The following is a 26,429-nucleotide window of genomic DNA, read 5'->3' as shown; positions in this document are numbered from 1 at the left end:
CTCTATACAAAACCAAAAAAACAACCCCTTATCAATGAACAATCGCAAAACAAAATCCCGTTTTGCGGGTGCAAACATACAACCCTTTTTTAATCTAACAATACCTTTTTTTATTAATTTTTTGAAAATCTCAAAACCAAAACATAACACCCTCTAAACATTAACTTTACAACAATAAAAAAAATATAAAAATTTAAAAACTATTGTACAGGTGTTTCTAAGGTAACTACAATAGACTTACTAATTGGAGTATTACTTTTATCTGCATAATGATTATAGGGAACCAAAACATTCGTTTCTGGAAAATATGCTGCAATATTTCCTTCTGGTATATTATAAGGTATAATTAAAAAATTAGATGCTTTTCTTTCTTTATCATCATAGTTACTTATCATATTGATGATGTCAAACTTTTTTAGCTTATGTCTACTTACATCATTAGGGTTCATTAAAACTATTCTTCGTTCATTATAGATTCCTCTATAACGATCATCTAATCCATAAATCGTAGTATTAAATTGGTCATGAGAGCGTATTGTCATTAACAGCAGCTCATCTTTTTTTAATACATGCTTTGGCAAATCACAACAACTAAACTGTGCTTTTCCTTCTGGAAGCTTACTAAAATCTAAATCCCTTACGTTATTAGGCAGGTAAAAGCCCGAGCCTTTTGATTTATCTTTGATGCCATTAAATCCTTTAATTACCAATTCTATTTTCTCTCGAATCAATTCGTAATCCATACTAAGTTCTTTCCAGTTTACTGGATGATCATTTTTAAAATAAGCCTGCGCAATACCTCCTATTATTTCGGGTTCACTAATAAGGTTTTCTGAGGCAGGTTTTAACATTCCTTTGGACTGATGTACTTTTCCCATACTATTTTCTACAGTAAAAAACCTAGGTTTTCCATTTTTCTGATCCAATTCTGAGCGTCCCAAAGTCGGTAATATCAACGCAGTTTTACCAGCAACTATATGTGTTCTATTTAGCTTCGTGCTTATATTTACAGTTAGATCACAATTCTGAAGTGCTTGTGCAGTATATTCTGTATCCGACGCAGCAGACACAAAATTACCCCCAAGAGCAATAAATACTTTTGCTCTACCCTGATTCATTGCTTGTATCGCATGAACAGTATCCAACCCCTCTTTTTCCGGAGGAACAAATCCAAAAGTATTCTTTATGGCCTCATTTAATACTGGAGAAACATGATGCATAATTCCTACGGTTCGATCTCCTTGCACATTACTATGCCCTCTTACAGGACAAGTACCTGACCCAGGTTTTCCCAAACTTCCTTTAAGTAACAAAAGATTTACACACTCCTTTATATTATCTACTCCGTTTTTATGCTGTGTCAATCCCATCGCCCAACAGATGATAATTTTACTTTTCTGAGATAGTAACTGAACTGCTTTATCAATTACACTTTCTTCTACACCACAAAGCTCTATTAGTTCGGATTCTGAATATGTTTCTAAATCCTTTAATAGGTTTTCATAACCACTCGTATAGGTTTTGATAAATTCATGATCAAAAACTCCTTCTTTTTCTTTATCAATTGAGGCTAGTTTTTTAAGTATCACTTTTAACAATGATACATCTTGATTAATTTTAACTTGCAGATGTATATCTGTTAATGCTGTTCCTGAAGCCAAAACACCTTTTATCTCTTGAGGGTTTTTAAATCGTATCAATCCAGCTTCTTCTAGTGGATTAACACTTATCACTTTTCCTCCGTTTTCTTTACACTTTTGTAAAGCAGATAACATTCTTGGGTGGTTTGTTCCTGGATTTTGCCCAATAACCATAACGACTTCTGCTTTGTCAAAATCTTCTAGTTTAACAGATCCTTTACCTATCCCTAATGTTTCGTTAAGTGCAACTCCGCTTGATTCATGACACATATTAGAACAATCTGGCATATTATTAGTGCCAAAAGCTCTTATAAACAATCCGTATAGAAAAGCAGCTTCATTACTAGATCTTCCTGAGGTATAAAACACTCCTTCATCTGGAGAATCCAATGCTTTCAATTTGTCTGCTATCAGTTTAAATGCGTCTTGCCAAGATATAGGTTCATAATGCACACTGTCTGGTTTTAAAACCATTGGTTCTGTTAACCTCCCACTTTTTCCTATTTGATAATCTGACCAATGAGAAAGTTCTTCTACAGAATATTTTGCAAAGAAATTTTTATCTACTCTTTTATTGGTAGCTTCTTCTGCAATTGCTTTTACTCCGTTTTCGCAATACTCTCCAAGTTTAGATGGTTTATCTGGATCTGGCCATGCACAACCAGGGCAATCGAATCCTTCTTTTTGGTTCATTTGAGAAAGCGTCTTTATGGATTTAGTCACACCCATTTCTTTAAACGCATGTTGAAGGGCCACTTTTACAGCTGGCAATCCTGCAGCATATTCTGCTGGTTTTTGCAACTTTATACCAGTAAATTCCTCTGGGCCTAAAACGGAAATATTTCGTTTCTTGGTATTGCTCATGATGTACTATAATAGAAGATGATTCACTCCAAAGATACATCTTACTATTTTAAATTTTCGATAAAAGATTATTGGAAAAATGATCACGCATCAGGGATAGTAATGAAAATCCCGCATTCGCCACAAGCGAAGAGGAATTGTAATGAATAGCCCGCTCGGATGCCCTAATTATAAAAAGAAATTCCAAACCAGACCAAAACGGATCACAGCATCTCTAGGCGCATATCCTGGTGCAGAAAATTCGTTATTCTGTTGAAACGCTTCTCCAAAATTCTCTACCTTAAAATAGATACGAGTTTGTCTTATTTTTGCATTGAAGAATATATCAAATTGCGGAAATCCACCGAATTTTTGTTCGCGCCCTTCAATAATCTCAGTACCCAAAGCTCCTTCATTATTGAAAAAAGCTTCTTCTACATCATTCTGAACGTAAAACTCTGATAATATTGGATCATACCCATCAGCTGCATATTGCGAATAGTATTTGAAAGTAACTCCAGTCTGAAGAAACAGTGCTTTTTTGAACCAATGATCTTCATAGAACAAGCTATTACGAGTAACTACATTAGGAATTTTATACACTTCGCCTCCAGCTACGTTTTGGTATAGTATTGTATTATCCATCCCAAACCAACCGAATTTTAGACTTTGCGATAGTTTTAATTTTAATAATCCAACTTGTTTATCAAATTGTGCAGGTTTAGTAATAGAATCCGCGTCTTTTGTAAAATAAGTATAATTATCTATTGTGGTAAAACTAGCTTCAATATTCGCATATTTCTTTAAATTAAGATTGGCCTGAATCTTTTGCGTCTCTATATTTTTAAAATTTATCGCTTGATTCGTGTTAACCGCCTCAATAGAATTATTATAGTTTTGCCAATTATACCCAACATAATCACTTTGATATAACAGAAAATTATAATTTGGAGCAACTGAGTTTGTACTAACTCCTAACTGTAGTCCATACCCATTAATTTGATATCCTGCTGACGCATTTAAATAATTACCATCAAAATCTCCAGATACAATAGACATACCATCAGCTGCCAATTGAAATCCTTTATATGTTTTTTGATAGGATCCTCCTACAGAGAATGCATCACCTTTGATTCTATTTGTAATATTTGTGCCATCCGATAAGCTAACGATCGTATTATATCCATAATTATAATCAGAAAATCCTGCATTGATTTTTAGATTCCCTAACCAAGGGTTATTAACACTTATATAGACCTGATTAGTAAAATCTTCTAAAGCTACCTTATCGGTTAGAGCTCCCGATTCATATGCTGGACCAAAAAGATCATTGGGCACGCTTTGATCAAACTGATAGGACTTATCTGTAATATCTAAGATATGACCTATAGATAGGTCAGTATTACTACTATCTGTCTTCTTAATGATCGAATATTTATGATTAAGATAGAACCTTTTACCTAACAGAATGCTCTCTGCATCCTCAAATTTCACATCTATCGATCCTCTATCGGCAAAATCACTTTCTTCTCCCTCGAAAGCACCAATTGCCAAATACTGATTAACTCCCGAAAAGGATAATCCTCCGTTTTCTTCATTTAATAAATCCTGAGATACAAAATGTGTTTTTATTTTATATCTATTATTTTTAGTCTGATAATTGGCTGTAGCCCTAAAATTACCTGTACTTGTTAAGGCATGTTGATATTTACCCAACGATCTATTTCCTTTATAAGCAATAGAAAGGTTTAATCTTGGAGAGGTATTTATAGTTAGAAAAGCATCTAGTTGTTGCCCTTGCTCAAAAGTTGTTTTAAAATATATCTCTGTAAGTGGAGTAGGAACACTATAATAATTAATATCCTCTGCCTCCATAAAATTAAAGTGTCTTGCTCTGGCTCCAAAAAGAGGAAGTAAGTGATTGTATTCTTCTACTTTAACCAGACTGTTATAGGTCTGCCCTACATTATTGATAGGCTGTAATCCAAAATCATCCCGACGCAAATAGTTAAAATTATAATCCTTCTGGAGTGTTAATGTAGTATCTACAAATGTCGTATCATTCTTTATATCAATAATTTTATAATCTGTGATAGGAGGTTTGCGCTTACCTTTTTTTGGAAGTGATTTTCTGTTTTTAGTAAACTTTGGTTGCTTTTGAGTAGTTATAGTTCCATCCTCCAGCTCCTCTTCATTTCCTTCCTGAGCAAAAGTTACTGCTCCAATAAGAAGTATAATTATAAATACTAAGTTCTTTTTCATCTATATAGTAAACTGTTGGCAAAAATATACTTTTTTAACGAAAGTTACTGGTATGAGTTGTTCGTTTTAATACTAAGTTTTTTTACCGATTCTAAAAAATAGTTTTCTGATGTTCTATTCATACATTATCTTCGTAACATGCTCGAATTAAAATTAAAACCTGACCTCATCGAATGTGGCACTGATGAAGCGGGTCGCGGTTGTTTGGCAGGACCTGTAACTGCTGCTGCTATCATATTGCCCGATGATTTTAGTAATGATATCTTAAACGATTCTAAACAACTTAGCGAGGCTAAACGAAAATTATTAAGACCGCTATTAGAAGACTGTTCTATTACCTATGGTGTGACACATATTTTTATGGAAGAGATTGATAAAATTAATATCCTAAACGCTTCTATTTTAGGAATGCAGCAATCAATCGCACAATTAACTCCTCAACCAGAACACATTTCGGTAGATGGAAATCGATTTAAACCATATCATAACATACCTTATACCTGCGTTATCAAAGGGGATGGTAAATATCTAAATATTGCAGCGGCTTCGGTATTGGCAAAAACCTATCGGGATGAGTATATGGAAAAGATTCATGAAGAATTTCCTATGTACAACTGGAAAAAAAACAAAGGATATCCAACCACAGAACATCGTGAAGCTATTCGAAAATATGGCATCACTAAATATCATAGAAAAAGTTTCAGATTATTACCTGAACAGCTTGCGCTAGAATTCAAATAATTATCTTTGGGCTCTAGCATACTTTTAAAAAGTCATTAGTGTTACATTTAAAAATAGTAGCATCTATATATAATAAAGAATAAAAAGGAACAAAAACACATGAAAAAAATAGTTGTAATTCTAATATCCACAATTGTTTTAGCCTGTAATACTGCCACTGAAAAATCAAACACCCTTATTGATTATATTCCCAAGGATGCACAAGTGATCCTTAAAATAAATGATCTGGAGCAGACTAAAAACATGCTTCGAGATAATGACTTTTTAAAAAATAATAGTGGCCTTGAGTTTTTTACCTATTTTAAAGCATTACCAGTATTAGATCAAATTAATCAACCCAAAGGTTTGTTATGTTTTTCTCCTATCGGAAAAAATGATTTTGAATACACTTATATATCTAGATTCGACCCTTCTATTATCAGTAAAGATTCTTTGAATCCTAAAACCATTGAAAATATTAGCTATTCTAATAAAACTATTCATAAGGTGGTTTCTGGAGCGCACACCTTTTTTGCAACCAGACAGGATAGTTTGTTAATCGCTTCTTCTTCTCAGATATTAATTGAAAATGCAATACGACAGCAAGAGAACAAAATATCGGTAAGCAATGACCTCATCAAGGCGTATGATGTTTCTGATGCTAAAAATCCAGTTTCGGTATTGGTAGATGGAAAAAAATTAAACGATATACATAACTCATTGTTACCTAACCATGATTTATCTGAAGTATCCAATTTTAGTGGTTGGATTTCTGTAGATGCAAAACTGGATCAAAATGCTATGTATATTGATGGAATTGCGATAGAAAAAGACTCTTTGTCTACTACTATTGGTATTTTTGACAACACTATTGCGCAGGAAAATCATATTGCAAAAATTACCCCCACAACAGCTCAAGGCTTTGTTTCTTATACATATGATGATTTTTATACGCTTAAAAAGAATTTGGCACTAGCTCAAGATCGAGAAATAGATCACATTAACGACGATCTTGATGAAGTACTTTCTGGAGTTTCTGAAATAGGTATGATTTTTATGGAGAACGAAAACATACTAACTTTAACTTCTTTAGCTCCCGAAAACACATTGGAATTATTAGCTGGATCATCTTCGGGAACCTATAGAAATGTTGATATTTATAGCTATGAAAATTCAGATTCTTTTTCAAATTTATTGACACCCTTAATTCCTGATTTCGAAGCTAAATTTTATATACTTTACGAAGATTATCTACTTTTTGGCTCTTCTAAAGATGGATTACAAACTGCGATTGCCAATATCTTAAATAAAACGGTACTACAAGAACAAGAATCTTACCATAGTACTATCCAAAAATTATCTGATGAATCATCTATATTAATGGTGAGTTCTGTAAAAAATCTTCAAGATTACATTGCAAACAATGTTTCAGAAACACATAAAAAGCCATGGAGTGAAATCAAAAGTAAAGGATATCAAACTGCAGCTTTGCAAGTAATCAAAGAAAACAACTTTGCGCATATTCATGGTGTGTTTCAAAAAAGCATTAGCAAAGGTGCTGCTACTTCTGTAACGCAAACGACCTCTACGTCTCTGGAAAACAAATTACTAAACAACCCTATTCTTGTTAAAAACCACAGAACTAAAGGGATGGATATTGCCGTGCAAGATGTGGACAATAATCTCTATCTGATTTCTGACAAGGGAACCATTTTTTGGAAAAAACAAATAATTGGAGCCATTATGGGTGATATTCAGCAAATTGACATCTACAAAAATGGCAGATATCAACTATTATTTAATACAGAAACCACATTATATCTTGTAGATCGAGATGGAAAAGATGTTACTTCTTATCCTAAAAAATTCGACAAACCAATCACGCAACCGCTATCATTATTTGACTATGATAAAAATAAGCGCTATCGTATCATTATCACTCAAGGTAATGCTATAACCATGCTCGATGCTGAAGGTAAAATTGTAACAGGTTTTGGGTTTAAGGGCACAGAAACCAATCTTTTGCTACCTCCAAAACATATTAGAATAGGAAGCAAAGATTACATTCTTTTATCTGAAGAAAACGGTAAATTAAACATCTTAGATCGTTTAGGAAGAACTAGAGTGGATGTAAAACAACAAGTAGACTTTTCTAAAAATCAATGGCAACAATATCAAAACAAATTTACCTCTATCACCAAAGATGGAAAACTAATTCAGGTGCAATCTGATGGTTCTGTAACTATGGTAGATAAGGAACTTGATGTAAGTAGCTCTTTGGTTTCTACAAACAAAACATTGGTTACTTTTTCTGAAAATAAGTTATCTATAAAAGAGAGAACCTTAGAATTAGATTTTGGAGTATACACTGCACCTCAGTTATTCTATATCAATAACAAAATATATGTTTCTATTACGGATATACAATCCAAAAAAGTATATCTATACGATAGTAATGGAGAGTTGTTTCCTAATTTCCCTGTATATGGTAATTCTGTGATAAGCCTAGGTAATATGGATAAAGATCCAAATCTAGAATTTTCGGTTAAGGGAGAAGATAATAGCATCCTTATTTATCAAATAAATTAAAGCTTTATCAATTTTATGTTGATTTCATGTTGACTTTTTAATTACGTAACTCACTAATGTGAAATAACGTAAATAAAACATCATGAAAACATTAAAAAAATTAACCTTATTACTAATTACGGTATTATTTATCTCATGTGATAGCGATGATACTGCAACAATAGGAACCATAGATCTCGAAGCTACTTCTATTACTTTCACCATAGTAAAAGATGATGATTTTACAGGAACTGCTACAATCACTGGAACTATTACCAATATCGGAGATTCTAATTTTAATTCTTCTACAGGACAACAAGCAATACGATTATACCAAAGAAGTCTGGGAGCAGCTGCTCCAGGTAGTTTGGTAGGCACTGTAAACTTTACCAATCTTAATGCGGGAGAAACGCTAACTGTTAGTTATTCCAGACCTTGGAATTCTTCCTCTCCAGCAGAAGGTGAATTTCCACCAGATTTTAGAATTATTCTTGATTATGATCCAGATATTTTTATTGATGGCAATGACAACAATAATGATGAAGATTTATTGAATAATGACCTAACGGTTAGCGGATCAGGAATCAATGATCTTTTTAGAAACTAAAACATACTAGTCTATGGATAAAGGCAGAAAACCAATGGAATTGCTCCATATCTATAGTGCAATATATACACCCCAAAACCTTTTTGATTTGTTTAAATTTTAGTCAAGAAAAACCGAAGTTATTTAGGCTTCGGTTTTTTGTTGTATCATTTCCGCTTCGAATAGTGTGGTGAAGTGTTTGAGTAATTTTTCTTTTACTTCCTCTATATTTACCTGCTCCACTCCTAGTTCTACATGTAAGGAGGTAACTGCTTTATCATTAATTCCACACGGAATTATATTATCAAAATATCCAAGATCAGCATTGACATTAAACGCAAAACCATGCATGGTTACCCATCTACTCGCTCTAACACCCATTGCGCATATCTTGCGTGCAAAAGGAGTTCCGACATCTAACCAAACTCCTGTTTCGCCATCACTTCTTACTCCTTTGATTCCGTATTCTGCCAATGTAAGAATTACCATTTCTTCTAAAAAACGAAGGTATTTATGAATATCAGTAAAAAAATTATCTAAATCCAGGATAGGATATCCTACTACTTGTCCAGGTCCATGATATGTAATATCGCCGCCTCTATTGATTTTATAAAAAGTAGCTTCTTTCTGTTTCAGTTGATCTTCATTAAGAAGTAAATTACTAATATCACCACTCTTTCCTAGTGTATATACATGCGGATGCTCTACAAAAAGAAAATAGTTATTCGTATCTAAATTAGCATCTTCTCTCCTATTCTTAATTTTTGTGTCCAGAATTCCTTTAAACAACTCTTCCTGGTATTCCCAGGTTTGTTTAAAATCTTTCAACCCCAATTCTTGTATTTCTATCTTCTTATTCATCGCCACAAAGATACGAGATTAAAAAAGGTTTATGACTCGCTATAAACGATTAAAAACCATCTATGTATTTATACATATATTTGCATTTCTTTAACATTTAAACCCCTAACAAACATGAAGCATTCATTACTAGTTTTTTCTCTTTTCATTTCTATCTTTTCTTTTGGTCAAAAAATCAAAATCAAAAAAGGAGAAGTCTTTGTCGACAAAGTAAAAGTAGGACATATAGAAAAGATAAAAGCGAAAGGACTTAGACATTTTCAGGTAACCGATAATGACAACAACCCTTTATTTAAAGCAGGAGATTTAAAAGAACCATCTTTACTGTTTCATTCTGATAAGTCTTACCCTTATAATGCATTTTTTGGAGATCAATTAAAAGACACTTTACTAATAAACTCCAAGCATCATTATTTTTTATCTAAAAAGAAAATTTTTCAGCTTGCTATAGAAATGGGATTTTTTACCACAGAAGGTTTTCAGGAATCCAAAGCTGATGAGCTTCTTGCACAAACTCCCAAAAGACCTGAAAGAATTATAAAAAAGCTAGATAAAGAGCGTAGATTACTTGATGGAAAAGGTCATCGAGTGGATCGTGATTTTAATGATATGGATATCCATTTAATCTCTTACCCTTCTAAGAAAGCACATAGCCAACTAAACAAAAGTATGGTAGATCAGGTAAACTATGATATTTACATTGGTGATCCAAACATAGAAGAAGGAGATCATACCTTAATCGGTTCTGCTGTTCGCGAAATCGGAACGGTTAGCGGTGAGTACTTTTTTATATTCAATACTAAAAAATTCCCTTTAGCTTCTTATCATTCTATGACTTTTAAGATTTATGGAAACAAAAAAGAACTAGGAATTATGGATCATGACATCAAAGTGAGTATGGGTAGCAAAAGAAGTGAAGCTATTAAAGAAATGGCGCGCGAACTTATTAAAAGAGGTAAACTATAAAACTTTAATACTGATAAAAAACAAATAAGCACTATCATTGGATAGTGCTTATTTGTTTTAGAAAACTGTATACTCAGAATTACTTTTCCAGTTCTACTTCTACATCCAGTATTTTAGGGTTTTCCATATATTCCAGAAAATCAACTTCTAGTGTAAAGCTTTTACCATCCTGACTAAACATAGCCTTTTCTGAGGATATCTTTTTTATTTTCTTTGGGAAATGATAATTGATTTTATATTTAGAGCTCGCTAAAAACATTTTCATTTGTTCGAGGCTATCCATACTCATTTTTAACTTGTCCTTATCAAGAATCTCGGTAACCCTTTTGAACTTATTTTTTTCATAAGAATACACAACTCTAGTAGGTTCTTCGCCTTCTACAGCTGATAAGGGATCTCCTCCAGGAGTATCAGCATCGCTAGTTTTATTATTACCAATGGCAGATGCAGTTTTAAAATTATTAAACAAATCGTCTAATTCGTCTACACTACTAAAATCCGAATACAAATTAAATTTCATTTCTTTGGACTCAGAATTCATCAGCATATGCATGCTAAAATTCTCTAGTTTCTTTAATTTTTCCTGCTCTTCTATTGGTAATTGAGCTATGCTATCTTTTTTCTCTTCCAAAAAATCTTTAAATACCAATAGGGAATCTATGACTTCCTTTTTCCCTTCTGTAATCTTATCTCCTCCAATCTGCATGATTTCTGAACCATCAAAATTGAATGATATTTTTCCGCTTCCGTCTTCATTAAGATGTAAATCTTCAGAAAATTGACATCCAACCAATAACATAGCTACTATACAAGTTTGTATCCAAAGGGAAAATTTTTTCATATGCTTAACTCTTTTTAATTTTATATAAAATAAACAAGAACCATTATCCTTGCTTCGTTCTTACTAAAAAAACTAGGTATTCGGATTATTAATAATCACTAATGCAGCTATCACACCAGGAACCCATCCACATAAGGTTAACAAAAATACGATTATAATTGATCCGCATCCTTTATCTAAAACTGCCAACGGCGGAAAAAAAATCGACAATAAAACTCTCCATATACTCATAAACAAAAATAAATTAAATAATACAATTATAGGTAGTCTGATAACTTATTATGTTACACCTCTATCTTAAAATTATTTTTATCTTGGGATAGTTTCTAAAAAATACCTGATATTATTCTATGAAATTGATAAAACCTACACTTTGTATCTTTTTTATATGTGTTACTTCTACGCTTTGGAGTCAATATGAGTTTTCGGGTTATGTAGACAACACCAATGCATCAAATCACGTATATCTATCTCTTATTGAAGATTACAGAAAGATGTCTGGTATATATCCTGAGCAAATTATCCAAAAGGTATATCCCGATACTACAGGTCGTTTTGTGTTTACAGAGAATAATCTTCCGTTAGAAAACAGGATATATCGTATTCACACCGAAAACTGCTCTGAACAAGAACAAGGATCTATTCATTTTAATGGGATATGCCATAATAGTAAAGAAATTCTGTTTGTTGCAAAGAACCAAGATTCTATCTCCTTACCATTTACTGTAGATGAGGAAGTTTTTTGCCAGGTTATTTCTACAAATGAAAGAAGCAACACTTTTCTTAAGGTAGATTCTATTATACAAGACATGCGATATGCATTTAGTTCGTATAGAAGCGAAGCAAACCGCAAGGTAAATTCTAAAAAATGGTTTAACATCCTACAGCAATATGGAAAAGACCAGCAAGAACCATTAACAGAGCTATATATTTACTCATTCCTATCCAATAAGTCTAATAATCTATATACCTATTACTTACAGGATCTAACGAAGAATAGCTATTATGATGAATTGTTAGAGCGATTAGAGCGCACCTATCCGAACAGTCCTTATGCAGAACAGTATAAAACAGAACTGGCCGCAGATAAATTCTCTATGAATATTACTACTCCAGAAACTACATCGTACTGGTTATGGATTCTTATTTCGATACTTATGATCTCTGGATTGCTTCATATTTTTCAATTTCAGAAGTTAAAAAAACAACAGTACTCTTATAAGACTTCTGAAAGAAAACTTACTCAGCAAGAACAAAAAATATTGGATTTAATTCTAGAAGATAAAACCAATAAAGAAATTGCTTCGTTATTATTTTTAAGTGTAAGCACCATTAAAACACACATCAATAACTTATACAAAAAAATAGAAGTAGAAAGCCGAGAAGAGGTAAAAACACGTTATAAAAACAGGTAATATATTTTCTCATTCTCTAGCTAATTATCAATTTCCATCGGGGGTCTAGTCCCTTTTTCAACCTCACTTTAATAGGTTTTGTTTCGATATGTTCTGAGTTTTGGTACCATAATCAAAACTTAAAAATTCAAGACATGAAAACAAAAAACATTTTTGTCGTATTACTTATGATCGTATCTGCTTGTATTGTTTCCTGCACAAATACCAGTGCTAAAGACACAGTGTCTAAACAAGTGGCGATACAAAACAATGAAGCTACTAACACAAAAACAACTGCTCCTATCTTATCATTTGAAGAAGCTGAGTTTGACTTTGGTACGGTTACCGAAGGAGATATTCTAAAGCATACGTTTTCATTTACCAATACAGGTACTGCTCCTTTGGTGATTGTAAATGCTAAAGGAAGTTGTGGATGTACTGTTTCTGATTGGCCAAAAGAACCTATTGCTCCTGGAGCCAGTGAAGATCTAGTCGTTACCTTCAATACCAACGGGAAACCGAATCTACAGACAAAACAAGTTACTCTAACCACTAATACAGCCGAAGGAAAGCAAATCCTAAAAATTAAGGCTATGGTAACACCAAAAGTAAAAAACGCGACAAGCGGAACTCCTATAAGTAAGTAAAACCAAAACAAGGATTAGTTCTACAACCTCAGTTTTATTATTGTAAACAGCAACAATTATAAAACTCGGGTTGATGGAACATTTTTTCAAACTTTCTACAATATAAACGCTAACTCGATTCTTATGAAAACAACGTTACCTCTATTGATTTTATTAATAATTTCTTCTTATACATTTTCGCAAACATTTAATCAAGAAATAATTAATGAGAAAGGCGTAGCCAATCTCACAGGAAAAATCAACATCCAAAAACTAAACACACCTCCATACAGTACTTGGTTTTCTAAAAACTACGAAGCATATATACCTAATGAAGCCATCACGAATGAATTCAAAACCAGCTTAGAAGCATATACTATCAAAATATTTATGGGTACTTGGTGCGGTGATAGTAAAAGAGAAGTTCCACATTTTTATAAAACACTAGCTGTTACTGATTTTCCTATAAGTCGATTAACCACAGTAGCTGTAGATGCGGATCGCGATCATTATAAACAAAGTGCAGGAGGCGAACACGAAGGATTAAATATCCATAGAGTTCCCACATTTATTTTTTACAAAGATGGTAAAGAAGTAAATCGCATTGTAGAATCTCCTAAAAAAAGCATCGAAGAAGATATTCGTGATATCCTATCTGGTAATTATAGCCCAAACTATGTTTCGGTAACTACGGTGGATACTATCATTAAAAAGAATGGTACAGAGTATCTTGCTAAAAATGCTGAACAATTGGTCGATACTTTAAAAAACATCACTAACAGTTTATATGAACTAAACACCTATGCCAATGTGTTATTTTTTGCTGGAAAAGAGAAAGAAGCCATCGAAATACTGAAGTTTAACACAGTATTATTTCCTAAAGAAGCTGACACTTATATAAGTCTGGCAAACAAACTAGTGATTACAGATAATATCCCAGATGCGATTGCGTATTACGAACGTTCTTTACAGTTTCATAAAAATCAAAAAATCAATGTCAAAATACAAGAATTAAAGAAATCACTACAGTAATTATTGGAGCACTAAAAAGAGGTAATTTCTTCTGTAATAATCGGTTTATGGTCCAGATGTCTTTGTATTTTTCGTTTGATTTTTGGTTTAAGATTACGATATTCTAATAGTGGCATTAGTTGTTTAAAACCATAAATATCATCTCCACCATTACCTCCAGAACGATTACTGGCAAAATATCCTATTTTATATTCCTCATTGATAATAAATGTAAAATCATCATAGGGACTATTGATTGGTGTACCCATATTGTATACTTCCCAACCGTTATTCTCATCAGCTAGTACCATAAAAATATCCAGTCCGCCAAAACCTACGTGACCATCACTTGCAAAAAACAACTTGCCTTTATCACTCACATACGGAAAAGTTTCTCTGCCTTCAGAATTTATCAAACTTCCTAAATTTTCTGGAGTTCCGTAGGTTCCATCCTCGTAAATCTCGACTACATAAATATCGGATTTGCCATAACTACCAGGCATATCACTGGCAAAATACAAGAATTTACCGTCTGGAGATAATGCGGGATGTGCAATAGAATATTCATCACTATTAAAAGGTAGTTCTTCTACGTTTTTCCATTTCCCGTTATCATAATCTGCTTTGTATATTTTTAATAACACATAACCGTCTGCATTTCTTTTAAACTTTCTGTTTGCATAGTTATTTCTTGTAAAATAGACGGTTTTTCCATCGGGACTAAAGGTAGCAGAAGACTCATGAAACTTGGTATTAATCATACCTTTTAGTCTTGAAATCCCTTTATTAGGAATATTTTTACTAGTAGTATACAGATCCAAAAAGGGTTCATTGGTATCTTCTTGTAGGATTCTAGATACTGATTTAGCGTTTCGAGAAGATGCAAAGACCAATTCTCCTTTATAGAAACTAGGAGCATAATCAGAATGCTTAGAGTTTATTGATAAGGATTCTACCACAAAACTTAGTGATCTATCATTTGTAGTAATAGATCTATCGGTCGTAAAGTCATAGACTTCTATTTCTTTTTGTTCTAAAGATAAAGTAGTCGATGTTGCTACATCAGTAGCAGTATCCAGATATACATTGGCTGTTTCTACAGAAGCATACTCGTGCAGCGTTTCGCTAGCTATTGCCAGATGCTTTTGTTGAGAAAATGTTGAATTCAAAAAAAAGAAAAAAACCAGCCCCAAAAGGTTTTTTTGCAATGTCATTAATTATTTTTTGTTGGTCGTGTACAACGTACATCTTTCTTTTACAAAAACCATGATATCCATATGCTTACAAAGCATCCATGCGATGTATCGTATTGAATATATTTTTTGTTCAGTAAAAAGTTACGATGATGCTATCCCCATAGCGATGATTGTACTCTTTTTGTGTTACGTATTACAATGTACTGATCCTTAATAAAATAAAGTGTTAAAAAAACAAAAAAGTTACTTTTCTATTGTATTTCTATCTAGAATTAACAAATTAAATTGACTTTGTGGGTAACAAAATTTCGCTTTTGGTAACAGTCTGTCAGAATATTAATTTTTAATACAAAACAGAAAAAATGAAACATTTATCAAAATTAAAATCAGTAAGGCTTCTTTCTAAAAACGAACAAGTATCTATCCAAGGAGGTAAAAAAATTGCAGGCGTTAGTGTGTATTGCAATGACGGATGGGGAATTAGTTTTGGGGTAAATACAGGACACGCATATAACCCGCAGACACTATGTGCTACACATGATGGTTTTTCTCATCAGGTAGCAGAATATTACGAATAATAACTGGTAGTATTTTGATATAAGTATATCCGTAATACTACTGGAACATCCATTATTATAACAAAAAGCTATACCAACTCGTATAGCTTTTTGTTTCTTATTTCTACTTACTCTTGTCTAGTTATCTGTGCCGCCACTAGTCACAGACTAGCGGGAGCGAGGGGCTAGATTTTAAGTTTCTAATTATTATAATTTATTTCTCTTAAATATTGATTTAGTAATGAGTAAAAAGTATCATATTTTTCTTTGGGTTTTAGATCTTTTTCTACTTCATTCAAAATACTAAAAAAACCTAATTCACCTTTGTAACAATACTTCGCTTTTAGCCACTTAAAAAAATTATTATATACATCCATTTTTTGTATCTCAAATTTATTAATAAATTGAGCATATGAATAACCGTCTAAAAAGCTTTCAAGAGAATTTAGATCTTTATTTTTTAGATATAAATAATGTTTCTTATTAACTTCTAACAAAAGTTCTATTATGTTATTAGAAGAATTCTTGATTATTGGTTCTATTTTATCCATTTTTTTTAGTTATAAATGTGTATTGTCAACTTGTTTAACAGAAGCTCCCACCAATACCTCAAAATCTGCTTTCCAATCGGAATAATCAATTCCCCCAGTATGGATATTGTCAAAAACTTTTCCGTCTACTTCAACACCATAGTGATATCCATTTGTAGAGATAACATCATTCTGTGTCTTGCTGAAAATTTTAGATCCCCTTCGCTACCGCTAGTCTGTGACTAGTGGTATTACAATGTTCTTAAACCCAACAAGAAACCATCACTGTCAATTTTTAAAACGGTATGATTATCTTGATAATTTGTAGCTGCTACTCATTATCACAAAATACAAAAAGCTATACCAACTCGTATAGCTTTTTGTTTCTTATTTCAACTTACTCTTGTCTAGTGATCTTTGCCGCCACTAGTCACAGACTAGCGGGAGCGAGGGTATTTTATAATCATCTTTTCAAGCCTTTATTTCCAATCTAAATTGAAAAGCTCATTTATTTCTTTTTTGAATTTTCCAATATCCTCATAATATTTATTCGGAACTGAAGAAAAACCTGGGTCTTCTTCAGTAATTTCAGAAACTCCTATATAACTCTTTGTCAACTGAATGCAAAAAAAACGATTTTCAGTTTCTACGTCAATCATTAATGCTCCTGAATCAAATTTATTAATATCCAATTTAAATTTATCCGAACTGAGCACCGCAATCAATTCATTTTCGATTTTTTCTATTGGTAAATCCATATTTAGTGTTTTGTAAAAAATAATTGGCCTTTATTTGGACCTTTATTTATATATATATATAGAAAAAGAACCATTAGCTAGAATTTCTATTCTATGCCCTCTTGTAAATGCAGTAACATTACCATTTGAATGTCTCGTAACAAAAGTATCATCCAAAATACCATACATCCTTCCATCATTTCTGGCGGGCATCGAAGCCGCTTTCGAATTCTTTGTTACTCCTTTCGCTACCGCTAGTCTGTGACTAGTGGTATTATAATGTTGTTAAACTCAACAAGAAACCATCACTGTCAATTTTTAAAACTATATGATCATCTTGATAATTTGTAGTTTCTGCTCATTATCACAAAATACAAAAAGCTATACCAACTCGTATAGCTTTTTGTTTCTTATTTCTAGTTACTCTTATCTAGTTATCTGTGCCGCCACTAGTCACAGACTAGCGGGAGCGAGGGGTTTGCTAATCTTCTGTAACTTCTATTCTTCTTTTAAAATTAACTAGTTTATTATGATCTGATAAACTAAACAATGCTTTCTCATTGTTTGATGAAATATTCCAAAAATAAGAGTCATAAACATTTACTTCCAAACTAATATTTCTAGTCAGTAAGACAACTTTAAAAGAGCCTTTTTCTGTTTGATTAATAAATTCTGCAAACTTCAAAAAATCTGTATAATTAATTATTAATTTAATATCCTTATTTTCTTCTTCTAGGAAATTAATAATGTTTTGATTTATATTTCTCCAATCAAAATTAACTCCATTGTATTCATAATCAAATAATTCAAATTCAAAATTATCTGTTTTAAAAACATCCTTTAAAATTTTGAGTAAGTCTAATAAATCGAAGTTTATTTCTTTGTTAGTAGCTGAAAAAAAGAGTTTCATATTCTTTAATCGTATTTTTCCTTTTTTTGACGTTTATATTGTCCATTTTTTGTCTTATGGTAATTATGAGTGTGTGGATTTTTATGATTCTTAGGCCTTCCATGATCAGTATAATCTATAGTTTTTCTAACACTACCATCCTTATCAATGGTTCTCCTTGTTGTATATGTTCCAACTCCTTTATTTGAACTTTTTTTCTTTCCTAATTGAGTATGAGTTTTTCCTGAAGCTTCAGGGTCAATTATTGGTCTTCCTGTCTTAGGATCATTTTTAAGTTTTCTGTCAGGCGTATATTTTGAATTCTTTTTAGAACTAGTTTTACCTTTTATCACTACCATTAATACGCTCGCTGCTAAGTTTTCGACATCTTCTTGAGTTCCCTCTCCTTCAACTATTCTATCAGCAGTTTTATGCATTTCTCCCATTGCAGCATCGGTAATTTCTCCCATATTTTGACCTTTCATTCCTGCATTCCATGTACTGGCTGCGCCATTCCATGCCGATCTCAGAGTATTTTCTAAAAAACCAATAACTCCACCACTTTCCATACGATCAATTGTAGGTAACTCAATATTATGTAATCCAAGAGTAAGAACAGGTTTTCTATTTTCTCCTCGACTTCTAAGATACCAAGGACAATCTGTACATGGACCTTGTGGAGCCATCCCATCAGGATCCATAAAGAATATAGGGCTATTAAAAGCATAGTTATAAGGAGAATGCCTTCTCATTTGTTCTGCAAGAGGATCAAGATTCATCCACCTAGCAATTGCAGGATCGTAGTTACGCGCAGTAATATCAATCCATGCTAAACCAAGTTCATCTTGTTCTTCTTTTCCAGTAAACCCATAGTTATGTTTCCTACCAACGATGGTATTATTATACCCTTTGTGCTGTAATCCAAAGGGATAGTAACTACCCGTCTTTTTTGAGGACTTTATCTCTTTTTTTGAGCGTATTACTCTTAAAGTTGATAGTGGTTCGATATGTAGTTTTAGGCACCCCAATTATTGATTAAAATTATGATTTATTTTTTTCAATTTCAAAAGGTAATCTCATTAAGTCATCTTTTATATACTTGACAGTTTCTGCTGTAATTTTACCTTTCTGAATAAATGCTTTCCACTCAGCAACTCCATCATATACACATTGTCTTAAATAATTTAACACACCAATATCGCCATCTAACTCATTCCAAAAAGGATGTCTTTTATTTACTATTATAATAACGGTATTCGCTTCTGAGATTGGGTCATAAAGTACATAAGGATCATTAGGGGACATATCCTCTTTTATATACAACCTTATATCAAGTTTACCTACATTAATATAAATAGCTTCATCTTTTTCGATAGCTATATATTGCATTATAGCTCTATTAGAAGTGGCTATTACTTCGTCGGATGGAACTTCGTTAGTGAAAATTATATCTTGGGATTCATCGGAAACAATTTCATTCAGTAATTCATCTATTGCTGCTTGAATATCTATATCGCTAGGAGCCCTTTCATCAACCTCTCTTGCTCTAAAATCTTCTGCTACTTTTCTCAAATATCCGATTTCTTCTAAAAGTAAATCATCTAACTCATCTTCCTCTGTTCCTTCCCATAAAATACTATCTTTAGTATGACTGACTTTAAACCCTTCTAAATATATTTCACCAACTATTCTTTGATTTATTAAGTTATTAATACCCCCTTCTTGCTCTCCAAAAATGTTTTCTGGTTTATATCCTCGAGGAGGACCTTGTATTACTCTTTTCGATTGTATCAATGCAAACCCTCCTTTAGCACGGCCTCCGCTCTTAAGAGCTCCAGCCCATCCCTTTACCGTTTTCCCTCCGACAATTAGAGTAAAATCTTTTTTATAAGGTGTTCCTTCAATATTCGTGATGAAATCATCATCGGAATAATTAATCCAATCTAATTTTTGTTCTCTGTTCCAGTAGATAGAAAGTTCTTTTTCCTGAATATCAAAACGATAAATTGAAGATAAAAATTCTTTGATTTTACCAATAGTTCGTCCCTTAAACCTTCTGTGAAGATTATTTATTTCTATGATAGTATAATGTTCATTTTCTTCGGCATCTTCAGTGGTTATATCCAAAATTAAATTACCGCCTGATATACTATTAACATCTAAATGAACAATACAAACTTTATCGTGTCCCAACTTTTTAGTTCTTATCGACCATTTATCACCAAGCCAAAAAGCTGCTGTTTTCATTCCTAATCCATACCTACTTCTACCATCTGTTATAGGAGGAGGAGTTCCTATTTTAAAAGCCGATTCCAAGTCAGATTCATTCATGCCTATGGAGTTGTCACTAATTACAAAAAAATCATCCTCTAATTGCTTGCCAACTTTATAATCAATTAATACTTCTAATGAATCTCCATCTTTAATATATACTTCATCTAAAATTTCTTTATTGTTCCGATATGCTTGTGTTGAATTATCAATAAATTCAGCTAGAGCATACCAAACCTTATAAGAAAGTCTTTTGTAAGAACTAACTATTTCTGACGTAAATTCAATATTAACTTGTTTCATCTTTTAGGCATTTTCTAAATAATATTTTCCTTCCTCTGATAGATACAGGATATACTTTTTTTCAGTTTGTAAGTAATGAGTCGATCCGTTAAGAATTAAATTTACTTTAGAACCATCATCCATTTTTATCCATTTAGTTTTTTTTCCATTGAAAATTATCTCCAACTCTTCATTATGTTTTTCTGTAACAAAAGTAGGTGTATAAACTATTAAAATATTAGATGAACCCTTTAACAGCTCACAATGTGATTTATCTCTAAATACAAAGGGAGTATCACCTTCGATACGATAAAGCTCAAAATGGTTTGTTCCCTTATAAATTTGAAAAACACTCAGAAGTGCTTTGTATTTTCTTATGTGAGGCACCCACTCTTTGACAGGTTCATTTGCAATAACCATAACTTTTGGCTGATGCAATTCTATCATTTTGATTAATTTATCTAATTCAAAATAAGTAGGTGTTGGTGAATAATATTCCTTTTCCTTCTTGGCAATATATTTAGCAACGTGTAGCTTCTTATATGTACCTTTAGAAAATACCCTTACTTGTTTTTCCACATGTCCTTCCCATCCATGGCGTGCCATTTCTACTTCGATGATATACCATTCGGAGTAGTCTTTTTTTACCATTGCTAAATCAGGTCTTGATGATTCAAGACCAGCTTGAATTGTCAGGCTAAAAGGAACTCCAATATAATCAGGATAGACTATAGGAAGTTTTGAAAGTATAGTTTGTTCTAAATCTTTTTCATAAAAGGTACTACCATCAATTTCGTCGTACCATTTATATTCATAATCTAAAATTTTTGATTTCCCTATCATAATGTCACCAAATCCCCTAAAAAATGTTTAGTACTTTCTTTAATTAAGTCATAAGTCAAAACAGACTCACCATTAAGCCTATTATTTTTTTCAAAAGGATTGCTATCTGATAGTATTACAATTCTATCTGTTGCTGTAGCTTTACCTTTTGTTTCTCCCCAAATTCTAGTAGTTTTATCAACTCCTTGGATATAATCAGAAAACAACCAAATATTCTCAAACAAACCATTCTCTTTAATCATCATTGAAAATTCTCGTGCTAGAGGAATAACACTATTGGAAGATTTTGCTACGTCACCTATTACAAATACAGCAACTCCATTAGGCTTTAAAAATTTCTTAAATTCTGTTACAAATAACTTCGAAAATTTAACCCATTGATTAATATTAAGATCATCATCTAATCTTTCAGATACTAATAAGGGATCTGATTCCAAGAACCAAGAACGTATCCAATTCTGCTTGGCATAATTTACTATACCAAGATAAGGAGGTGAAGTAAGTATTAAATCTACTTTATTCTTATATGGTTTAAAATTTGATGACTTTGACAGCTCTTTTACATCACATTCAAAAATTTTTGATTCGATTTTAGGAGAGTTATGTTTTTTAAAAACTCGTTTTATCTTTTCTCGTAGATTAATAAAAACGCTCCTATACACCCTATTCAATTCTTTGGTTTGTACAAATCGACGCACATAATCAGGAGACATACTAAATGTATTAGGCATACTAATAGAAAGATATCCCGAAGATCCGTCTTTTCTTTCACCGCCATGCATTATTCCTAAAACAGCTCCAATTAAAAATTGGTCTAATTTATTTTCAGACTCTAAGAGCATTACTCGCATATAACAAAGTTCTGCGAGTGTTCTTGGGTGAAAGATTAAATGTATTTCGTCTGATTGTGCCTGAGCTTCAGGTAAGAATAAGGCATAATCATAATCTTCTTCCAATTCATCTATTCTATTTAGTAAATCTTTTTCTTTTAAATTAAAACTTTTAGACTTACTTAAAGCTAAAGCAATTGGGTTAAGGTCTGCACCAATTGAATTTCTTTCAAGAATTCTACTTTCTAAAATTGTTGTTCCTCTCCCAGAAAAAGGATCAAACACTAAATCATTTGCGTCAGTAAAATACTTAATAAAATAATTAGCAAGAGAAGGTGGGAAAGCTCCTAAATACGAACATAAAGAGTGTAATGGGTCTGCGTCGCTTTTCTTCGCCCAAGGAGTAATGTGAACCTTTTCTATCATATTTCAATAGCCTCTGATTCAACACTCTCAATAATTATCATTTCAAAGAAATCATTTATCATACCGCAAACTGTTTCACTAGCATTTCGTAATTCGGACTCCATTATATTTTGTTGAACTTCTTCCGAAATAAAGTTCTCTTTCTCATCTAAAAGGAATTTTTCTGGTTTATTTTTATCAAGCATAAACGCATAGAAAGATATATGCTCTAAGTACTTGTTTTTGATGTTTTGAACTGCTAAATCATTTTTTCTCTGAGCTTTAGAAACTAATTTCATTAGATTTTTATTTTCCTCTGAAACAAAAATAAAAATACCGTCTTGGTCATTTGCAACAAATGCAACATTAGTGTCATTCCAATTATTGTCTTGATAAACTAAATGGTTTTTATCGACGAAGTCTACCTGTATATTTGGAGATTTATTTTTACCTCCTTCTTCAGAACCTGAAGTTTCTGGGTTTTCTACACATTTAACCTTCACTGAGCCTGATAATGATTTTAGTCTAGGAGGTCTTAATTCAAGAGTTATTTCTCCTATTTCCTCAATATCAGTATCTTCATTTGTTTTAAAATAAGCCATCCCATATCCATTATTAACCCTCGCTGTTCCTGTGAATGAGCCAAATGATTGTGGTTCTATGAATGCTACAAATGTTTCTGCTTGAGCAAAATAGTTAGGATGAGCATCTGTTTTAAATTTAATTGAGAATGAATTATTTTGATAAACTTCCTTTGGAGATTTAGTTAATATTTCAAAAAAAGTAGGAGGATCTTCAATAGGTATCTCTGGTAACTTTTCTGACTTAGCAGTTTCGCCTAAAGAGGAAGTAGTTACAGTAGTACCTTTACCTGAGCTTTGTAAAAAAGAGTTAATCCTACGTGCTAAACGTTTTTTAAGACTATCCAAGACATGTGTGTCTTCTTTTGTAAAATACCTCTGTCTTCTCTCTCTATCTAATCTAATAAGATTATCATCTTCTTTTAGCGTATCAATAGTTAGTCGCTTAAGGTCAGCAAGAATGGATGTGTCTCGTAGAGATTCACGAGTACTACTAAAGAGTTGTCTTTTAGAATCGTTATCCATATTATCGGCTTCAATCTGAACGATAATATACCGATCTAAAAAAGGTAGCTTTAAATCATTTTTTATTATTCCATTTCCTAATGTCCCTTGTTTTTGACCATTAAAAGTTATAATTATTGGATTAGAAACACTTGCGTAATGCTTAATTCTATTTTTCGGGTCTTCTCCTGTAGTATTTAAAACCCAATAATAAATAATTACCTTACCGTCTTTAAATGTTAATGGGACTTCCTGAAAATAATCTAAATTTTGATTATAGGTAAGTAATCTATTGTTGCCTGTTACTGTCCTATTATCTTTTCTATCTTTCCTTCTATCAGAAATAGTGAAAGGAATAATTGGGTCAAATAAATAATTGTGTGACAAGTACCATAGTGAATTTGATGGTGTAGTGATTTTACCTTTATACTTACCCAAGTCCATCATTATATGACGAACTAAAGTCCCAGGTTCAAATATTTCATCAGATACTTCAGTTACAAAAGGATGTCCAGTAGTTTTATCAACCATATATTCGTACCATTCATGCTTATCTTTGTTTATATCTCCTTCATTTATTCTAACAACTGTCCATGCTACTTTTTTCTTTTTCCGTTGGTCATCAAAAAAGGGTTTAGATATTATTACTGTAAGATTATTATAAGATAAAGCAGTAGAACCTCCTTGACCATAAGCCCCCATTAAATGAAGTTTTCCTATTTTATTATTCCCGTTTAAGTCTAAAATAGTTTTTGAAAAACTTTCAGGTTTTATACCAATACCCTTATCTCTTATTTCAACAGTAGGTTTTGTCTCTTTTCCTGATTCAAATAAAGTGACTGACACCTTATTAGCTATTTTTTTAAGACGTTTATCGTGAGCATCCTCGATTTTAGAAATCTTTCCATCTTCAACATCAAACCAAAGTTCAGAAGCTCTTCTTGGCGTTTTTATACCTTCGGGTTTATTTTGCAAATACCATTCTTTTTCTAAGACTGCGTCTATAGCATTTGTGATACGTTCAGTTACGCCTGAAGCAGGGTCTGTTCCGATATTTATTGTTGCTAGATTATTTTTACGATTACCTACTGGCTCCCATCTCATTTTAGATTTTCCAATCTTTATAAGTATTTTTCTTATCTCTTCTGCTTTGTAAGCGATCAATAAGTCTTTAAATATTTGCTCCATGAATTAAAAATTAAACGAACCTGAATCGTTCTTTAAATTTTTTTTATATAATGTTTCCATTATTTTAAGTTCTTCTTTAATGGCTTTAAACATTTTATTCAAATCTTCTTCTTCATAATCGTAATTATTTGGATTTGAGCATTTTGACAAACTTCGAATGCCTTGAAGTATATTTTCAACTCTTCTTGAAGCAACCCTTTTGAATCGTTCTTGTTTAGCCTGAGAATTATCCATATATCTATGTATATTCATAAAATAATGTGTGTAAATATACAATTATTGAATACAAATAATTAAATATGTACTATAAAAATGCAATTATAGTGAGTAATCAATTAAATACTAGTTCTTAATATTAAATAATAGGATGCAAACTCTCAATAACCTCCTGCAAGTTTTCAAGGTCATCTTGCAGGTAGCGTTCGGTAGAAGAAATATAACGATGTCCTGCCATGTACTGAACTTCTCTAATGTTGTATTGAGATAGCCAATACGTAATCACCGAAGCTCGTATTTGTTTTGGAGAAACCACCTTATGATTAATAAGTTTGAGTTTTTTATAAAGTTGCACCGTAATAATATCAAACCTATCAGAATTTAGCGGAAACAAAGCCTGTGAATAGTTTTGTATCTCCTCTTGGATGATTTCCCTATGTTTCTCTAAATACTGCACCAGTGGGAGTATTTGCCATGATTTAAGCTCCAATGTCCTACCATTAGTCTTTCGAGTACCTGGTATATATACTATGCCTTTTTCAATATGGATATGGTCTACTTTTAAAGATTTGAGTGCAGTGGTATTCATGCCTTGATACACTATAAAACCAGTGATGACCTTATTGCGAATAGCAACGGATGGACTACTTGGAAATTCAATATTATGCGTTGAATAGCTATAGTACAAATCTTCAAGTTCAGCGAACTCAAGCAAGTTATGATTCAGCGTTCTCCTTACACCTCGAATGTTTACGTTCTCAATGGGGTTATCAAAACGCAGTTCCAATGCTATTAAATAATTGAAGTAGATTTTTAATGCACCAACCTTATGCTTAACGGTAGATTGTGTTACTCGTTTTCCGTTTCTGATTTCTTGTAACTTTTTAACGTACTCTAAACAAGATTTGTAATCAATATCTGTTGGATGATAATCTTTATTTTCACACCACTCCATAAATTGGAGATTCCTATGAATTTGACCCATCCATTCCTGTTTAAATTGCGCATAGTAAAACAGGTTCTAAAAAGAGCGGTTTTGTGATTATAAAAGTATAAAAAATATTATTGTTTTTTTCTTTTTC

The 26,429-nt window shown here is 32.3% G+C and carries 26 protein-coding genes; 8 read left to right on the top strand and 18 right to left on the bottom strand.

Going from position 1 to position 26,429, the window contains the following annotated elements; genetic code table 11:
- Nucleotides 1-200 precede the first annotated feature (200 nt).
- Both QBK95_RS22670 and QBK95_RS22665 read right to left on the bottom strand, forming a co-directional pair.
- Entirely contained in the window at nucleotides 201-2,504 is a 2,304-nt protein-coding gene (locus QBK95_RS22670; RefSeq protein WP_280936853.1) for an FdhF/YdeP family oxidoreductase, read from the bottom strand.
- 168 nt (nucleotides 2,505-2,672) lie between these two features.
- Nucleotides 2,673-4,745, bottom strand: coding sequence for a putative porin (locus QBK95_RS22665; protein ID WP_280936852.1), 2,073 nt, complete (start codon nucleotides 4,743-4,745; stop codon nucleotides 2,673-2,675).
- 138 nt (nucleotides 4,746-4,883) lie between these two features.
- On the opposite strand from QBK95_RS22665, the gene rnhB reads away from it, so the two are divergent.
- The 3 genes from rnhB (at nucleotide 4,884) to QBK95_RS22650 (ending at nucleotide 8,640) form a co-directional block, all read left to right on the top strand.
- The gene (rnhB, locus tag QBK95_RS22660; protein ID WP_280936851.1) at nucleotides 4,884-5,486 is read left to right on the top strand and encodes a ribonuclease HII; all 603 of its coding nucleotides are present in this window, start codon (nucleotides 4,884-4,886) and stop codon (nucleotides 5,484-5,486) included.
- Between the two features lie 99 nt (nucleotides 5,487-5,585).
- Nucleotides 5,586-8,054 carry a hypothetical protein gene (locus QBK95_RS22655; RefSeq protein ID WP_280936850.1) on the top strand — a complete coding sequence of 823 codons (2,469 nt, stop codon included), beginning with the start codon at nucleotides 5,586-5,588 and terminating at the stop codon, nucleotides 8,052-8,054.
- An 82-nt stretch (nucleotides 8,055-8,136) separates the two neighbouring features.
- On the top strand, nucleotides 8,137-8,640 hold the full coding sequence (locus tag QBK95_RS22650) for a hypothetical protein (RefSeq protein ID WP_280936849.1): 504 nt from the start codon (nucleotides 8,137-8,139) through the stop codon (nucleotides 8,638-8,640).
- 123 nt (nucleotides 8,641-8,763) lie between these two features.
- Here QBK95_RS22650 and lipB read toward each other — a convergent pair whose 3' ends face one another.
- Nucleotides 8,764-9,480 carry a lipoyl(octanoyl) transferase LipB gene (gene lipB, locus QBK95_RS22645; protein ID WP_280936848.1) on the bottom strand — a complete coding sequence of 239 codons (717 nt, stop codon included), beginning with the start codon at nucleotides 9,478-9,480 and terminating at the stop codon, nucleotides 8,764-8,766.
- A 114-nt stretch (nucleotides 9,481-9,594) separates the two neighbouring features.
- On the opposite strand from lipB, the gene QBK95_RS22640 reads away from it, so the two are divergent.
- Complete coding sequence (locus QBK95_RS22640; protein ID WP_280936847.1) at nucleotides 9,595-10,446, top strand: hypothetical protein; 852 nt, start codon at nucleotides 9,595-9,597, stop codon at nucleotides 10,444-10,446.
- 79 nt (nucleotides 10,447-10,525) lie between these two features.
- Here QBK95_RS22640 and QBK95_RS22635 read toward each other — a convergent pair whose 3' ends face one another.
- Together QBK95_RS22635 and QBK95_RS22630 are read right to left on the bottom strand one after the other, a co-directional pair.
- On the bottom strand, nucleotides 10,526-11,287 hold the full coding sequence (locus QBK95_RS22635) for a hypothetical protein (RefSeq protein WP_280936846.1): 762 nt from the start codon (nucleotides 11,285-11,287) through the stop codon (nucleotides 10,526-10,528).
- 72 nt (nucleotides 11,288-11,359) lie between these two features.
- Complete coding sequence (locus tag QBK95_RS22630) at nucleotides 11,360-11,518, bottom strand: YqaE/Pmp3 family membrane protein (protein WP_280936845.1); 159 nt, start codon at nucleotides 11,516-11,518, stop codon at nucleotides 11,360-11,362.
- A 119-nt stretch (nucleotides 11,519-11,637) separates the two neighbouring features.
- Between QBK95_RS22630 and QBK95_RS22625 the strand changes: the two genes are divergently transcribed.
- From QBK95_RS22625 to QBK95_RS22615, 3 genes are all read left to right on the top strand, one after another.
- On the top strand, nucleotides 11,638-12,702 hold the full coding sequence (locus tag QBK95_RS22625; RefSeq protein ID WP_280936844.1) for a response regulator transcription factor: 1,065 nt from the start codon (nucleotides 11,638-11,640) through the stop codon (nucleotides 12,700-12,702).
- A 134-nt stretch (nucleotides 12,703-12,836) separates the two neighbouring features.
- Nucleotides 12,837-13,328 (top strand): DUF1573 domain-containing protein, encoded by a 492-nt coding sequence (locus QBK95_RS22620; RefSeq protein WP_280936843.1) that lies wholly within the window; start codon nucleotides 12,837-12,839, stop codon nucleotides 13,326-13,328.
- Nucleotides 13,329-13,451: 123 nt separating this feature from the next.
- A complete protein-coding gene (locus QBK95_RS22615; RefSeq protein WP_280936842.1) occupies nucleotides 13,452-14,339 on the top strand; it encodes a thioredoxin domain-containing protein in 888 nt (295 codons plus the stop codon).
- An 11-nt stretch (nucleotides 14,340-14,350) separates the two neighbouring features.
- On the opposite strand, the gene QBK95_RS22610 is transcribed toward QBK95_RS22615, so the two are convergent.
- Nucleotides 14,351-15,532: a TolB family protein gene (locus QBK95_RS22610; protein WP_280936841.1), complete on the bottom strand. Its 1,182-nt coding sequence runs from the start codon at nucleotides 15,530-15,532 to the stop codon at nucleotides 14,351-14,353.
- Between the two features lie 344 nt (nucleotides 15,533-15,876).
- On the opposite strand from QBK95_RS22610, the gene QBK95_RS22605 reads away from it, so the two are divergent.
- Complete coding sequence (locus QBK95_RS22605) at nucleotides 15,877-16,092, top strand: hypothetical protein (RefSeq protein ID WP_280936840.1); 216 nt, start codon at nucleotides 15,877-15,879, stop codon at nucleotides 16,090-16,092.
- A 179-nt stretch (nucleotides 16,093-16,271) separates the two neighbouring features.
- On the opposite strand, the gene QBK95_RS22600 is transcribed toward QBK95_RS22605, so the two are convergent.
- The 12 genes from QBK95_RS22600 to QBK95_RS22550 form a co-directional block, all read right to left on the bottom strand.
- On the bottom strand, nucleotides 16,272-16,622 hold the full coding sequence (locus tag QBK95_RS22600; protein WP_280936839.1) for a hypothetical protein: 351 nt from the start codon (nucleotides 16,620-16,622) through the stop codon (nucleotides 16,272-16,274).
- A gap of 9 nt (nucleotides 16,623-16,631) precedes the next feature.
- Nucleotides 16,632-16,811 (bottom strand): papain fold toxin domain-containing protein, encoded by a 180-nt coding sequence (locus tag QBK95_RS22975; protein WP_445012645.1) that lies wholly within the window; start codon nucleotides 16,809-16,811, stop codon nucleotides 16,632-16,634.
- Nucleotides 16,812-17,080: 269 nt separating this feature from the next.
- Nucleotides 17,081-17,359, bottom strand: a complete 279-nt coding sequence (locus tag QBK95_RS22595; protein ID WP_280936838.1) for a hypothetical protein — start codon at nucleotides 17,357-17,359, stop codon at nucleotides 17,081-17,083.
- A gap of 42 nt (nucleotides 17,360-17,401) precedes the next feature.
- Complete coding sequence (locus QBK95_RS22590; RefSeq protein ID WP_280936837.1) at nucleotides 17,402-17,551, bottom strand: hypothetical protein; 150 nt, start codon at nucleotides 17,549-17,551, stop codon at nucleotides 17,402-17,404.
- A 268-nt stretch (nucleotides 17,552-17,819) separates the two neighbouring features.
- Entirely contained in the window at nucleotides 17,820-18,248 is a 429-nt protein-coding gene (locus tag QBK95_RS22585) for a hypothetical protein (protein WP_280936836.1), read from the bottom strand.
- Nucleotides 18,249-18,253: 5 nt separating this feature from the next.
- Nucleotides 18,254-19,255: an RHS repeat domain-containing protein gene (locus tag QBK95_RS22580; RefSeq protein ID WP_280936835.1), complete on the bottom strand. Its 1,002-nt coding sequence runs from the start codon at nucleotides 19,253-19,255 to the stop codon at nucleotides 18,254-18,256.
- A gap of 13 nt (nucleotides 19,256-19,268) precedes the next feature.
- On the bottom strand, nucleotides 19,269-20,801 hold the full coding sequence (locus tag QBK95_RS22575) for an ATP-binding protein (RefSeq protein ID WP_280936834.1): 1,533 nt from the start codon (nucleotides 20,799-20,801) through the stop codon (nucleotides 19,269-19,271).
- A gap of 3 nt (nucleotides 20,802-20,804) precedes the next feature.
- Nucleotides 20,805-21,623 (bottom strand): hypothetical protein, encoded by an 819-nt coding sequence (locus QBK95_RS22570; protein WP_280936833.1) that lies wholly within the window; start codon nucleotides 21,621-21,623, stop codon nucleotides 20,805-20,807.
- Nucleotides 21,620-22,879 carry a DNA methyltransferase gene (locus QBK95_RS22565; RefSeq protein ID WP_280936832.1) on the bottom strand — a complete coding sequence of 420 codons (1,260 nt, stop codon included), beginning with the start codon at nucleotides 22,877-22,879 and terminating at the stop codon, nucleotides 21,620-21,622. Before QBK95_RS22565 ends, QBK95_RS22570 begins: the two co-directional genes overlap by 4 nt.
- A complete protein-coding gene (locus tag QBK95_RS22560; RefSeq protein ID WP_280936831.1) occupies nucleotides 22,876-25,131 on the bottom strand; it encodes a hypothetical protein in 2,256 nt (751 codons plus the stop codon). Before QBK95_RS22560 ends, QBK95_RS22565 begins: the two co-directional genes overlap by 4 nt.
- 3 nt (nucleotides 25,132-25,134) lie before the next feature.
- Entirely contained in the window at nucleotides 25,135-25,365 is a 231-nt protein-coding gene (locus QBK95_RS22555) for a hypothetical protein (protein ID WP_280936830.1), read from the bottom strand.
- Nucleotides 25,366-25,486: 121 nt separating this feature from the next.
- The gene (locus tag QBK95_RS22550) at nucleotides 25,487-26,332 is read right to left on the bottom strand and encodes a tyrosine-type recombinase/integrase (RefSeq protein ID WP_280936829.1); all 846 of its coding nucleotides are present in this window, start codon (nucleotides 26,330-26,332) and stop codon (nucleotides 25,487-25,489) included.
- Between the last annotated feature and the right edge of the window lie 97 nt (nucleotides 26,333-26,429).

Source organism: Aquimarina mycalae (assembly GCF_029906345.1).
Lineage (GTDB): Bacteria > Bacteroidota > Bacteroidia > Flavobacteriales > Flavobacteriaceae > Aquimarina.
This window is presented reverse-complemented; position numbering and strand designations above follow the sequence as displayed.